General features: G+C 40.4%; 15 protein-coding genes. 11 read left to right on the plus strand and 4 right to left on the minus strand.

Annotation, left to right across the window (positions count from 1 at the left end):
- Positions 1-65 precede the first annotated feature (65 nt).
- Both ACQKL6_RS16070 and ACQKL6_RS16075 read left to right on the plus strand, forming a co-directional pair.
- Complete coding sequence (locus tag ACQKL6_RS16070) at positions 66-254, plus strand: hypothetical protein (RefSeq protein WP_402869507.1); 189 nt, start codon at positions 66-68, stop codon at positions 252-254.
- Between the two features lie 124 nt (positions 255-378).
- On the plus strand, positions 379-1,920 hold the full coding sequence (locus tag ACQKL6_RS16075) for a rhomboid family intramembrane serine protease (protein WP_402869505.1): 1,542 nt from the start codon (positions 379-381) through the stop codon (positions 1,918-1,920).
- Positions 1,921-1,925: 5 nt separating this feature from the next.
- Here the strand turns inward: ACQKL6_RS16075 and ACQKL6_RS16080 are convergent, their stop codons facing one another.
- Positions 1,926-2,783 carry a hypothetical protein gene (locus tag ACQKL6_RS16080; protein WP_427651468.1) on the minus strand — a complete coding sequence of 286 codons (858 nt, stop codon included), beginning with the start codon at positions 2,781-2,783 and terminating at the stop codon, positions 1,926-1,928.
- 197 nt (positions 2,784-2,980) lie between these two features.
- On the opposite strand from ACQKL6_RS16080, the gene ACQKL6_RS16085 reads away from it, so the two are divergent.
- From ACQKL6_RS16085 to ACQKL6_RS16100, 4 genes are all read left to right on the plus strand, one after another.
- Positions 2,981-3,193: a YqgQ family protein gene (locus ACQKL6_RS16085; RefSeq protein ID WP_402869501.1), complete on the plus strand. Its 213-nt coding sequence runs from the start codon at positions 2,981-2,983 to the stop codon at positions 3,191-3,193.
- Positions 3,194-3,197: 4 nt separating this feature from the next.
- On the plus strand, positions 3,198-4,169 hold the full coding sequence (locus ACQKL6_RS16090; protein WP_402987334.1) for an ROK family glucokinase: 972 nt from the start codon (positions 3,198-3,200) through the stop codon (positions 4,167-4,169).
- A gap of 210 nt (positions 4,170-4,379) precedes the next feature.
- Complete coding sequence (locus ACQKL6_RS16095; RefSeq protein WP_402956533.1) at positions 4,380-5,543, plus strand: M14 family metallopeptidase; 1,164 nt, start codon at positions 4,380-4,382, stop codon at positions 5,541-5,543.
- A gap of 169 nt (positions 5,544-5,712) precedes the next feature.
- A complete protein-coding gene (locus ACQKL6_RS16100; RefSeq protein WP_427651469.1) occupies positions 5,713-6,876 on the plus strand; it encodes a hypothetical protein in 1,164 nt (387 codons plus the stop codon).
- A 49-nt stretch (positions 6,877-6,925) separates the two neighbouring features.
- Here ACQKL6_RS16100 and ACQKL6_RS16105 read toward each other — a convergent pair whose 3' ends face one another.
- Positions 6,926-7,099, minus strand: a complete 174-nt coding sequence (locus ACQKL6_RS16105) for a DUF2759 domain-containing protein (RefSeq protein ID WP_402869495.1) — start codon at positions 7,097-7,099, stop codon at positions 6,926-6,928.
- Between the two features lie 231 nt (positions 7,100-7,330).
- On the opposite strand from ACQKL6_RS16105, the gene ACQKL6_RS16110 reads away from it, so the two are divergent.
- Positions 7,331-7,957 carry an MBL fold metallo-hydrolase gene (locus tag ACQKL6_RS16110; protein ID WP_402869493.1) on the plus strand — a complete coding sequence of 209 codons (627 nt, stop codon included), beginning with the start codon at positions 7,331-7,333 and terminating at the stop codon, positions 7,955-7,957.
- A 111-nt stretch (positions 7,958-8,068) separates the two neighbouring features.
- On the plus strand, positions 8,069-9,166 hold the full coding sequence (locus ACQKL6_RS16115) for a class I SAM-dependent methyltransferase (RefSeq protein ID WP_427651470.1): 1,098 nt from the start codon (positions 8,069-8,071) through the stop codon (positions 9,164-9,166).
- Positions 9,167-9,216: 50 nt separating this feature from the next.
- Here the strand turns inward: ACQKL6_RS16115 and ACQKL6_RS16120 are convergent, their stop codons facing one another.
- On the minus strand, positions 9,217-9,459 hold the full coding sequence (locus ACQKL6_RS16120; RefSeq protein WP_402869489.1) for a DUF2626 domain-containing protein: 243 nt from the start codon (positions 9,457-9,459) through the stop codon (positions 9,217-9,219).
- Positions 9,460-9,544: 85 nt separating this feature from the next.
- Complete coding sequence (locus tag ACQKL6_RS16125; protein ID WP_402869487.1) at positions 9,545-10,246, minus strand: helix-turn-helix transcriptional regulator; 702 nt, start codon at positions 10,244-10,246, stop codon at positions 9,545-9,547.
- 214 nt (positions 10,247-10,460) lie between these two features.
- Here ACQKL6_RS16125 and ACQKL6_RS16130 point away from each other — a divergent pair, with 214 nt between their 5' ends.
- The 3 genes from ACQKL6_RS16130 (at position 10,461) to comGB (ending at position 13,037) form a co-directional block, all read left to right on the plus strand.
- The gene (locus ACQKL6_RS16130) at positions 10,461-10,841 is read left to right on the plus strand and encodes a Spx/MgsR family RNA polymerase-binding regulatory protein (protein ID WP_427651472.1); all 381 of its coding nucleotides are present in this window, start codon (positions 10,461-10,463) and stop codon (positions 10,839-10,841) included.
- A 101-nt stretch (positions 10,842-10,942) separates the two neighbouring features.
- On the plus strand, positions 10,943-12,019 hold the full coding sequence (gene comGA / locus ACQKL6_RS16135; protein WP_403079302.1) for a competence type IV pilus ATPase ComGA: 1,077 nt from the start codon (positions 10,943-10,945) through the stop codon (positions 12,017-12,019).
- Positions 11,979-13,037 (plus strand): competence type IV pilus assembly protein ComGB, encoded by a 1,059-nt coding sequence (gene comGB / locus ACQKL6_RS16140; RefSeq protein WP_402956543.1) that lies wholly within the window; start codon positions 11,979-11,981, stop codon positions 13,035-13,037. Before comGA ends, comGB begins: the two co-directional genes overlap by 41 nt.
- Positions 13,038-13,110 lie beyond the last annotated feature (73 nt).

Raw genomic sequence — 13,110 nt, forward strand, 5'->3', positions numbered from 1 at the left:
TCCATTATTATTTTTCACTCATAAAAATCCTTTCCTGTATCACACTAATGGTAGGAGGGATTTTTATGTTACGAGTAATTGTACAAATATTTTTGATTGGTTTAGTGATTTATGCAGGTTTCAAAAATCGGTATCGTTTGATGAATATAGCCCTATCGAATGGCATGATAAGAAAATATCTAGTGACCAAGTCCTTAAACATGCCGATATTGAGGGATAAAATGATGCAAAGTATGTTTTCACAAACCAAATGATGAGTGAGTAGAAGGAACCTAATGAGAGGGTTCCTTTTTTTATGGGAGGTACACTTCTTTTTTTTACTTTTTTGATCATTTCGTCTATAGTTTGAATTAGATAATATAAGGATTTCATCAGGAAATGATTTGGAAAGTGGGGAATGTTTTGGGGTATAAAGAGGAGTATTTATTTTGGGAGATTGTCCGGCTATTGTCAGTTCAATATGATTACCGCATGATCACTGTCACGGAAAATCATGAGGAAATATGGCTAGAAAGCGAAAAAAACACGGATTTCCCCGTGATAAGATTGATTCGTCATGATCTTGATTGGGCAAATTGGCTTAAAAGGGATATAGACCGGACCTTGAAAAACGGCGAACAAGTCAGGAAAAAATTATATAAAAAACCAATGAGCATTTTAAGTATCTATGTGAGTAAATTTGCTCCTGTTGATGATTTTGAATTCAGCGCACAACCAGCTATGCTTCAAAAAACGAAAGTGAACACCTTTATATTTGCAAGCGAGTCTTTTCAGACTTCCAAACAAAATTTGGAGGCTACCCTGAAAACACCACTTTCGATTTCTGTACCGGAGGATGAAGAAATTGATGAAGGGCAAGTGCTCGAGTTAAAGAAGGTAGCCATCTCAGCTTCCGTCAAAAAGGCTAAGGCTGAACAAAAAGTATTCCAGCAGGCTAAACCATTCTTTACCTATATATTGATAGCGATACAGGTTGCTGTATTCATCTTGATGGGGTTTAGTGGAGGGAGCACCGATTCCAGGACTTTAATCGAGTTTGGAGCTAAATACTCGCCTTACATCCTTCAAGGGGAGTGGTGGAGGTTCTTTACTCCGATGGTTGTCCACATTGGTTTTATCCACTTACTCATGAATACATTTTCGTTGTACTTGATAGGGGCGGAAGTTGAAAGGATATATGGGAATGCTAGGTTTCTATTCATCTATATCTTTGCAGGTTTTGCAGGAACTCTAGGTAGCTTCATTATGACTCCAAACCTTTCAGCAGGAGCCAGCGGAGCTATTTTTGGTTGTTTTGGGGCCCTGTTGTATTTTGGGATGGTGTATCCAAAGTTATTTATGCGTACGATGGGTTCTACCGTCATTCTTCTCATCGTCATTAACCTGGTATATGGTTTTACCGTATCGGGAATCGATAATGCAGGACATATCGGTGGTTTGATCGGTGGTTTCCTAGCGGCCGGGGTGGTCCACCTACCGAAGACGCAAAAGGTGTTACGTCAGATGGCTTTTTTAGTTGGAACTGCCGTACTGACTTACTTTTTGCTGCAATTTGGCTATACTCATCAGAAAAATGATGATGAAACAATGGCCATGTTGGCACAGGATTACATTGAAGATGGTGAGGAAGCGAAAGCGGAGGAAATGTTGGCGGACTATGTGGAGGATAATTCTGATGCACCGATATCTCATTTCATCCTTGGGAACCTATCCTTTGATAATGAGGAATTCGAAGACGCTCGCCACTACTTTGAAAAAGCGATTGAACAAAACCCTAAGTTACATGAAGCACATTACAATCTCGCTTTGGCGTATGCCAAGCTCAACCTGATGGATGAAGCTAAAGAGCAGGCTCAAAAGGCCGTTGAGCTTGCTCCAAAGGAAAAATCATATAAGGAATTGCTAGAAGAATTGGAATAGGAAGTCTATAATTTTTGCCTTAGCAAATATGGGGTGCCGTCTTTACCGGAAAATAAGACGAGGACTTCCCTTTTATCTTTGGCTACTAACAATAGGGGGATGGTACTGCCTTGTGGACTCAAGGTGGTACCGTCCTCTTTTTTTATGCTTATTACATAATTTTTATAAAGGCCTTCCCAAAGTTTACCGACAATTTCTTCCCGCTGGAATGAAGGAAAGCTTGAAAGCCACTGATTTTTTCTGGCCGGTAAATCGGTTAGAGAGATCACTTTATATTGATTTGGGTCAATATCAAAGTGTTCTTCGGCTTTTTGTAAACTATTTTGGGTAATATTCTTGGTTACACTGTCCAGGACATGTTTCCACTCCTTCTGTTCCTCGGAAAGGGGATTATGGAAAGATTGAAAATCAGGTGTGGATATGGCATATAGTTTGTCTTTACTTAATTGTTGTGCGCTTGTGAAAATGGTATCAGAAGGGTGTAATTCGGCATAATGAAAGGTTATCGCATCATAACGCCCACTTTCTTTTTCCTTGAATTTGTCTGACTGTGAGAGCTCTTGTCGATTTTGTTTCCAGTTTTTTAACGTGCCTTCTAGATTCCCATTCTTGTAAAGGAGTGAAACGTCCTGACGCAAATAGGCTGTCTGATCCAATGAGGAGTGAACTTTCCATGTAAGGGAATAGGCGTCCTTTCCTGTTTCTTTCGCTACCAAATGAGTAGAAGCATGTTCAAATTGGAGGGAAGAGTCAATTGGGAAATAAATGATCGTTTCCTCTACCTGGTGTGTGTCCGAAAAATATAGGATAATAAAGATGGCAGCTACCATTAAAAAAACGGTATACTTCAATTGTAGTTTCATTTTTCGCCTCCGTTTTTGGCTGTATGCTATAAACAAGTTCATTTAAAAAGAAAAATGAATAAACGGAATGCTAGATGGAAATACCCACTGTTTCATCATATGAATGGTGCTGGACAAGAAGTACTGAAAAATAACATTAGAGGATTCACATGGCAAATTGATTATGCTGTATGGAGAAAATAGTAAAGAGGTTTAATATGAAAACATACTATGATTTACAACAATACTTGAAAAAGTTTGGGACATTCATTTATTTCGGTGATCGTGTGGCTGAGTTGGAAATGATGGAATCTGAAATCAGGGAAATCCATCAAATGCAAATGATGGACACGAAGGATTACCAGATGGCGATACTCTTGATTAGGCAGCAATTGGCTATTGAAAGAGAAAAAAATGATAAAAAAAGGTGATACGATGGAAAAGGTGCTGTTAGGGGTTGACTTGGGCGGAACCACAACCAAGCTTGCCTTAATCAATGTTTACGGAGAGATTATTCATAAGTGGGAAATTGCGACTGACATTTCCGAAAATGGAAAGAACATCACCATGAATATTGCAAAGGCGATTGATGCAAAGCTTGAGGAACTCAATGAACCGAAAAGTAAAATGCTAGGTATCGGAATGGGTGCCCCGGGCCCCGTCAACTTTACCAACGGATCCATTTATGAAGCGGTCAATCTCGGTTGGAAAGACTACCCATTGAAGGATTTATTGGAAGTGGAGACATCTCTTCCGGCCGTGATCGACAATGATGCTAATATGGCGGCATTGGGCGAGATGTGGAAAGGCGCTGGAGAAGGAGCTAAAGACCTTGTGTGTGTAACGCTTGGAACAGGGGTAGGCGGAGGGGTCATCCATAATGGCAAAATCGTACATGGTATAAGCGGAGCAGCTGGGGAAATTGGTCATATGACCGTCGTTACAGAAGGAGGGGCTCCCTGTAACTGTGGCAAGGTTGGCTGCTTGGAAACGGTTGCTTCGGCAACTGGAATTGTCCGACTTGCATCAGAAGCATTGGGAATGGCGGACGAACCCTCTCTGCTACAAGAAAGAATACAAGAGGGAAATCCGCTATCCTCCAAATTGCTTTTTCAATGCGCACTAGCAGGAGATTCTTTGTCTAAATCTGTGGTGGATCGTGTGGGCAATTATTTAGGACTGGCATTATCCCATGTTGGCAATGTCATGAATCCTGAAAAAATCGTTATCGGCGGAGGGGTTTCTAATGCTGGAGATATACTCCTGGAACCAGTCCGTAAGGCATTTGAACTTTATTCTTTTAAACGAGTTCGCAAATCGACAAAAATCCATCTAGCAACCCTTGGAAATGATGCCGGGGTCATAGGGGCTGCCTGGCTTATTAAAAATCGGTTAAATCCATCATGATCTTACTTGTAATGATTCAACCGATTATATAGGCATGGGTGGATGATGAATAGATGGAATATTGCAAAAGAAGTGACGGGAACTGAATGTAGGTATTGTTTGGCTCGGTCAATGTCCATGGAAAAGAAAGGGTCCTTTAAAAGGGGAGGTTCTTACATGTTTCCCTTTTTCATTTCATAAATATTAAGGAATGAAAGGGGACGATAGTGGATGATAATCATAAGTAGGAATGGTGACAGTTTGGACTATTACAGTAAACTGTTTCAAATCCCACAGGTGTTGGTGGAGGAGGCTAACAGAGATATCCAAGGCATTCTGCAGGAAGGACTTTATGTGAACATACCGGGGTTTATTCTTCAGAAGGAGTCAAGGAACGATTTTGATCTGGTGACAATCTCCAAACACTATCATTTGCCGCTGGATGCATTGATCCTGGTTAATCAGTCAAACCAAGGACCTTTTTCAGTACCCGTTCGAATCATGGGCCCTCTGCTTAATCCGGTCAAGTTCTATGATTATCAGTCACTTCTGGATGATTTGGAGGCTTTAACCGTACATTACCCATTTATCAAGGTGGAGTCGATTGGAAAGAGTGTGTTAGGCAAAGAGCTGTTGGAAGTAAGAATCGGCCAAGGTGAAAAAGTCATCCATTTTAATGGTTCATTTCATGCAAATGAATGGATCACCTCGGCCATTTTAATGAAATGGCTTAATGATTTGCTTCTCGCCCTAAGCAACGATGATCGCATATGCGGCATAGCGTGTTTGCCTTTTTTTCAGGAAGTGACCATTTCGGTCGTTCCTATGGTCAACCCTGATGGCGTAGACCTTGTACTTAAGGGGGAGGAAGCGGCGGAGGGGTGCGTAGATGTGCTCGAAATGAATAATGGCAACCCTGCTTTTTATGCCTGGAAGGCGAATATACGCGGGGTTGATTTGAACAATCAATACCCTGCCAAGTGGGAGATAGAAAAACAAAGAAAAGTACCACAGGCACCTGCACCGAGGGATTTTCCCGGTGAGGTGTGTTTGTCGGAGCCGGAAGCAATTGCCATGAAAGAATTGGCAGAGAAGCGGAACTTTTGCAGAGTCTTGGCACTCCATACGCAAGGTAAAGAGTTTTACTGGGGGTATGAAGGATGGGAGCCTAAGCAAAGTGAGGAAATCGCTAAAGAGTTTGAAGCGAGAAGCGGGTACCGTGCCGTTCAATATGTTGACAGTCATGCAGGCTATAAAGATTGGTTCATTCAAGAATTCAGGAAAGAGGCCTATACAATAGAGTTGGGCAAGGGGATCAACCCGCTTCCTTTATCCCAGTTTCCTTCTATATATGAAGAATCTGTGCATATTTTAATGGCGGCATTATATATGTGACCATGATTTTTGTCGGAATATACTTCCAAATAAATATAAGGTGATTAATCGCCACATTTCTTCTTTTTTACTTTATAATGAAGAACATAAGAGGTTCATTTGTAATCTCTTACTCTTTCTAATGTCTTGCTCACACATATGCCAGGCGTTTAGTTTCAAAGGAAGGTGTGTGGAGATTAAAGTGTTTAATGCAGCCCTCACTCAATTGCTGCCTATCTGTAAGATGGTAAGTATCGTTTTGTTGTGTATCTCCACTACCCTTCTTCTCTCGGCTTGTGAGCCTTCCAATGACCTTAGTAAACCCGTAGCTGATACGGAAAAAGAAAAATCCCAACACAATCAGGAATCTTCATTGAGCACATTAGAAATCCCGGCTTCAGAAAAGGGAAAAATCGAAGCTATTTATGGTTGGCTCGATTCCAACACCATTTTGTTTTCCGAAAAGAAAGATGGTATGGATTCACCACAGCTGATGGAATGGAATTTGAAAACGAATACTTCAGCTGTTTTTTATCAGCCTTCTTCGGATTTTAGTGAAGTGTCAATCAGTCCAACAGGGGCACATGTGTTGATTTCTTCCTTCACATCAGCAGGTAAAACGGCGATTACAATCTTGGACCGAACGGGTAACCCACAATATTCTCTCGTGTTACCTGCCTACGAATTATCTTTTGAGTGGAATTCGTTCCAAGAGGATATGTTGTTTCTAACCAGTTTTTATGAAGATTGGACATACAGCAGTTATGTGATAAACCCAGAAGAGCAAACGGTTCATTCCCTTGATTTTCCACAGCCTTTCGCTCAATGGGATAGTGGAAATGGGTTGATGTTTCTTGATTGGGATAGGGAAGAACCCGCTTTGACGGCTCCTTTAGAAAGAAAAGCGTTGAATGATGGGACAGTGGAAAACTTAATGCTGGATGTCATTCATTTTAAAAAAGTGAAACACGCGCTTATGACTATTCAAGTGGAGACAGAAAAACAAGATCGAGGTACATACGCATTTTATGATGAGACAAACAAACCGATCCATTCTTTTTCCGTACCACTATTGAAAAGCTTTTCAGATTGGGTTATACCAGCCTATGACATGATTGAAAAGAATAAGGAACTTTTAACGTTCGTTCCTGTAGGATCAAAAGACGCTGACCAATATGAAAGTAAGTTTACTTTAACTAAATTGAATTGGGAAACGGGTACACAAGAAGAATTGATGAAGGACATGGAAAATGAACCATTGAGCTGTTCGCTTGATGGCAGTCTATGCTTATATGGGAATCAATTTGAAAAAATCATTGATATGAAAACCCATCAAATAAAAAAATTATTCTAAGAAATATAATGACTAAATCAAAAGCTCGCCACATGGCGAGCTTTTTCTTTTAATGTGCAACTGGAAAACCGCTGTTGATGATAGTCATGACAGTAAACCAGCCAAATACGGCGGCACTACCTGCTGCGAAAATGAATCCCAAGAAGTTTCTTTTTTTAATTGTGGTAACTACCGCTGCTAAACCAAGTATCGCCACAAGTCCGAAAATGACCATTAATACCATATCAAAACCCCCTTTTCCCTAATTGAAAACCCAATCCCTAATAATATACCCAGAGATTTAAGTAACTACCAAAAATATGTAGAAAAGATTGCATTTGTTAATATTTTAATATTTTTTCAATTATTTGTCGAGGCCTAAAAGATGACACTTCTATGTCATGGGTAAACTGTATCAACAAAAGATCCAAATTGGTGTAAGATAAGGGTAATGAAAATATGGGAGTTGTTGAAGATGAAATGGACTCAAATACCTCTAGGACCGTTGCAAACGAATTGTTATATCGTTTCCGACGGACAGAAGTGCTTAATTATTGACCCGGGCGAGGAGCCGCAGAAAATAATTCAGTACATACAAACCAAAAAGTTTAAACCGCTAGCCATTTTATTAACCCACGCACATTTTGATCATATCGGTGCACTGGATGCCATCCGCGATCATTATGAAATTCCTGCGTATATCCATGAAAGGGAGGCCAAATGGCTGCTTGACCCTGCCCTGAATGGTTCACAGAACTGGTTCCCCGATAATCCGATGCGCATGAAGCCGGCAGACCATATCCTTGCCAACGAACAGGAGCTTACTATTGGCGGATTCACTTTTGAAGTGCTTGAAACACCGGGACACTCGCCGGGCAGCGTCTCCTATTATGCAAAGGAAGAGCGGCTTCTCTTTTCCGGGGACGTCTTGTTTCAGGGAAGTGTAGGAAGAACGGACTTGATAGGTGGCAGTGAATCAGTGCTTTTAAAAAGTATTGATACGAAATTATTGCCCCTTTCTGATGATACAATTGTCTTTCCAGGGCACGGTCCCATTACGACCATTTTAGATGAAAAGAATACGAATCCCTTTCTGAAATAAGAGATGCTACAGGTGCCGGATCAGGTACCTGTTTTTCTTTGAATTATAATTGATTGAATATTTTGACTCGTGTAATTATACTGAAGGTACTCGAAAAAAGGAGGTGGGAATTTGGAAAAGTTCCTGTATGAACTGATAGGAAATAGTCCACATAAAAAAATATCCTATCAGGACTATATGGAAGCTGTTCTTTATTCACCTACTTTAGGCTATTATATGCGTGAAAAAGAGAAGATTGGTATGAACGGTGACTTTTATACATCTGGTAATGTTGGCGATGCATTTGGTAGGACCCTTGCTAGGTGGTTTGCCTTCTTAATGAAGGAAAGGGGGTTGCCGCCTTGTGTCGTTGAAATGGGGGCTGGAAATGGAAAGCTGGCCCATGACATTCTCAAGTATATGAGAGAAGAAGAACCAATGCTGTGGGAGGATTTTACATATATCCTAGTGGATAGCAGTCCTTATCATAGGAAACTGCAACAAATACGGATACGCCCATGCAAACAGGTCGTTTTTGCCACTGATCTCGAAGACTTCCCAATAGTGAGGGGAATCTTGTTTTCTAATGAACTTTTTGATGCATTGCCGGTCCATGTTATCGAAAAGAAAAATGGAGAGCTTGTAGAAATATTCATCACGGTGAAAGAAGATAAATTAGTGGAAATAAAGGAATCCCTTGAAAATCAGGAAATCCACTCCTACCTGGAGGAGCATAATATTGCATTGAAAGAAAATCAGCGTTATGAGGTACCTTTAAAGATGGTAGAGGAATTTGAGAGAATCGTTAATCGCCTCCATGCGGGTATCCTCCTTACCTTTGATTATGGCTATACGGAACTGGAATGGGGCGAACCAGCTCATCAGCAAGGTAGCTTAAGAGGTTTTTATCAACATAACATGGTCAATGACATACTCCAACGACCAGGGGAAGCGGATCTGACTACGCATATCCATTTTGATACCCTAATCAAACTTGGGACTAACCGGGGTCTATCCTTGAGAGATCTCCTGGTGCAACGGGACTTTTTACTGAAAGGGGGAATTCTTGAAGGGCTGAGGAATCACGAAGGAACAAACCCATTCTCCGAACATGCTAAGCGTAACCGTGCGATACGAAGCTTAATCATGCCTGGAGGCCAAAGTGAATACTTTAGGGTTTTAGTACAAACAAAGAATATAGACGAAAAGGTGAAATTGTTTCGTGAATGAGACATGATAAAACCCATGGACCAAGAGTCCATGGGTTATGTATTTTGCTCTTAATGTGCAGCGCCTGGGGTCATCATAAATACGCTCCAGTAGGAAAATCCTGCAAAGAAAACGGTAAGATAGGCACCGAAAACGTAAATATACATGCGTTCAGACAACTTCAGGTAACTCAATAGTACAAAAAATCCGGTTTGTGCGAAGAAAAGTAAAGATGTTTGGTACATATCGCCAAGATAAAAGAAAATTGCCATAACCCCTGTCCAAAATCCACAAACTCTAAACATGCGTTCCATCTGAATACCTCCCTGTGTCTAGTCGTGTTCATACTAAATAATTATAAATGAAATTGTAAGGTAATGTAAAGGATGCCTTTTGTTTCTAGGCGAGGATGGATGCCTTATAAGAACATGTTACGCAATTTTCCATCATATTATCCAATTCCACGATGTGGACATTGGTAAACAACGACTCAAACATTCCTTTTAAGAAGGAGTTGTGCATGGTGCAGATAGTGCTAGGGTCAACTTTGGCAACTTCTTTAAAGGGACAGTTATAAATTCTGAAGTGAATTTTATTTTCCGCCTCATCTGCCTGTATTTCAGGAGAGAACCCTGCAATTGATGCTGCATTTTTAAGCATGTTGACTTTTTCATCAAAGGTCAAGTCATCGATTGAGGTTGATTTAAGTTTGATTTGTTGGTGGATCAACTCTTCTCCAAATGTTTTTCCAGTTTCATAGAGCGCCTGTATGCCTGCTTCGCCGAGTGTCATCATAGTCTGGATGGCAATTTTTGAAAGTAACTGATAATCCCTGAAAGGAAAATGAAGTTGAATGACTTTATCCGATAAGTGGTAAATCCTGCTCGGACGGCCACCTTTTCCAGTTTTCCGTGCCTCTGATGTAAGCATATCAACATCTTCAAGTTTTGATAAATGAAGACGGGCAACATTTGGATGGATTTCAAAGGAGTCTGCAATTTGCTGGACTGAGACTCCTTGATGATTATTCACGATATATTGATAGATATAATATCGGGTTGGATCGGCTAATACGTTGGTAATTCTTAACGTTTGTTCCATTGTGCCCTCCTAAAATTCCAAGTTTAACTAATTATATTATAATACAGGCAAAAAAAATTGGAATGAAAGAAAGAACAAATTTCCCTTATTTAAGAAAAAGTTCACATTTCAATTGGATTTATAGTGCAAATGTATATACAAACGTTATACAAATATTGTACAATTCCATTATGGAAATCAAAAACAATAATTTGTGAACGGAGAGTGATGAAGGATGAATCGATTAACTTTCTATTCTTATCCAAGTTGTACTTCTTGCCGTAAAACAAAGAAGTGGTTGAAAGCCAACCATGTTAGCTTTGATGAGCGTCATTTATTCAAAGATACACCGAATGAAGAAGAATTGAAGAGAATCCTTGAATTAACAACCGAAGGAATGGATGAGGTATTGGCAACAAGAAGCGAAGCGTACAAAAAATTAAACGTGAACATTGATGAGATGATGCTTTCCGATGTACTCCATCTATTGACGAATGAGCCTAAATTATTGAGACGTCCGATTCTCATAGACGGTGAAAAGTTAGTGATTGGTTATAATGAAGATGCTTTACGAAATTTGGTTTCCCATAACTCAGAATTGAAAATGAGCATATAAGTCTATTCTCGAATTTTTTTTCGAGAATTTTTTTTATTTAGAAGGAATTTGTCTTATAACGTCGAAATTCTACTACAAGAAAATCTGGAGGTGATGAATGATTGATATCAACTGAAAAAACAGCAGAAAAAATCCTTACCAGTGCCATTAGACTCTCGGCATCGGACATCCACGTTTTACCACGCAAGGAAGGTCCACTTATTCAATTTAGAATCGACAACAAGCTCGTACCACAAGAAACCCTATCCTTTTTTGAAACCGAGAGGCTTATTTCCCATCTTAAATTTCTTGCCGCAATGGATATTGGCGAGAAAAGAAGGCCCCAAAGCGGAGCCATTACCGTCAATCTCGCCAATAAAGTGGTTGGACTTCGCCTTTCCACCCTACCCACAGCTCACTCCGAGAGTTTGGTTATCCGTTTAATTCCTCAACAGAATATCCTACCTCTAGAACAGTTATCCTTATTTCCCAATACCGCTCAAAAACTGATAGCGCTTTTGAAACATTCCCATGGGATGATCATTTTCACGGGTCCTACTGGAAGTGGGAAAACGACAACATTATACTCCTTGCTTCATCATGCACAAGAAATGATTAACCGAAATGTCATCACGCTTGAGGATCCTATAGAAAATGAATCTGATAAAGTGTTACAGGTCCAAATTAATGAAAAGGCCGGCATTACGTATTCAGTCGGTTTAAAAGCGGTACTTAGACATGATCCCGATATTATCATGGTCGGGGAAATTAGGGATTCCGAAACGGCAAAGATTGCAGTACGGGCCGCATTGACCGGGCATCTAATCCTTACTACTATGCATACAAGGGATGCTCAAGGAGCCATTTCTAGGCTTCTAGAGTTCGGTGTAAGCTGGCTGGAGATTGAACAGAGTTTGATTGGTGTGACGGCGCAAAGACTGGTGGAATTGAAATGCCCGCATTGTGAGGGCGAGTGTGCACCCGATTGTTCCATGACCTACCGAAATAAAAGGGCCAGCGTATATGAGTTGCTGACTGGAAAAAGTCTAGCGGAAGTCTTGAAGGTGACGAAAGAGGAAAAAGGAAAGGGGAAAGCCACCTATCGTCAGCTGAAAGACGAAATTGGGAAAGCGGTAGCGATGGGCTATGTGAATCTCGATGAATTTGAACGGTTGGTTTACGAAGAAACCAAAAAGTAAATGGACGTTGAAAGAACAGGCTGTCTTTATAACGAAGCTGGGCGAATTATTAGCTCATGGTTATCCTTTAGCCGAGGCGATCCACTTCCTGGAATTTCAGGAATCCAAGAAAAAGGCTGGGGATTTCAATCAGGCCATTCAGGATTTAAGGAGTGGGCACCCTTTGCATCAAGTGTTGACGAATCTTACGTTTCATCCAGAGCTTGTAAGTTTTATATTTTATGGCGAACAATATGGCGACCTTGATCGAGCATTGAAGGAAGGTGGGGACTACTGGAAGAAACGGACGGAAGATACAGAAAAAGTGAAAAAACTCATGATCTATCCGATTTTCCTGTTCTTTTTTGTGAGCATTGTATTTTATGTACTGCAAAGTGTCCTTCTCCCCAAGTTTCAGACGATTTTTCAGACGATGAATGTTAAACAGAATATGATCCTGAATGTGTTGGCTGCATCCTCAGTCATCCTCCCGCTGATCCCCTTCATCCTACTTGGAATGCTCCTTATCTTCTATTTATTCAAACAATTCTGGTTCGACAAACTATGTCCATTAAGACAACGGCGATTATTGATGAAGATTCCGTTGGCAGGACCCTTCATCAAGTTGTATGAAACGTATTTTTTTGCAAGTCAGTTCAGCGGTCTCCTCGCTGGTGGACTTTCTATTAATGAGAGCATTAAATTATTCTCCGTAAACCAGCAGCAACCATTTTATCAAAAGCTTTGCTCCATCATTAAAGATGATTTAATGGAGGGCAGGTCGCTAGAAACCATCTTTCAAGAGCAACCGTACTTTGATAAGAACTTGTCGATTATCGCAGCGAATGGACAAAAGTATGGCAGGCTTGATTCTGAGTTACTCCATTACAGCCGTTTTTTATTGGAAAAGATTGAAGAGAGGATGAACACCATCATGAAAGTCATACAACCTCTTCTTTTTTCTATAATCGGGCTATTGATTATTTCTATTTATATGGCTGTCTTATTGCCGATGTTTTCTCTACTAGATGGAATATAAGGTACAAGAAAAAATGGGAGGTGAATCTGCTCAGAAAATATTGAGTGCATTCTTGTTATTTTCGTAATTAGCA

The sequence above is a fragment of the Peribacillus sp. NPDC097197 genome, assembly GCF_050278025.1.
Classification (GTDB): domain Bacteria; phylum Bacillota; class Bacilli; order Bacillales; family DSM-1321; genus Peribacillus.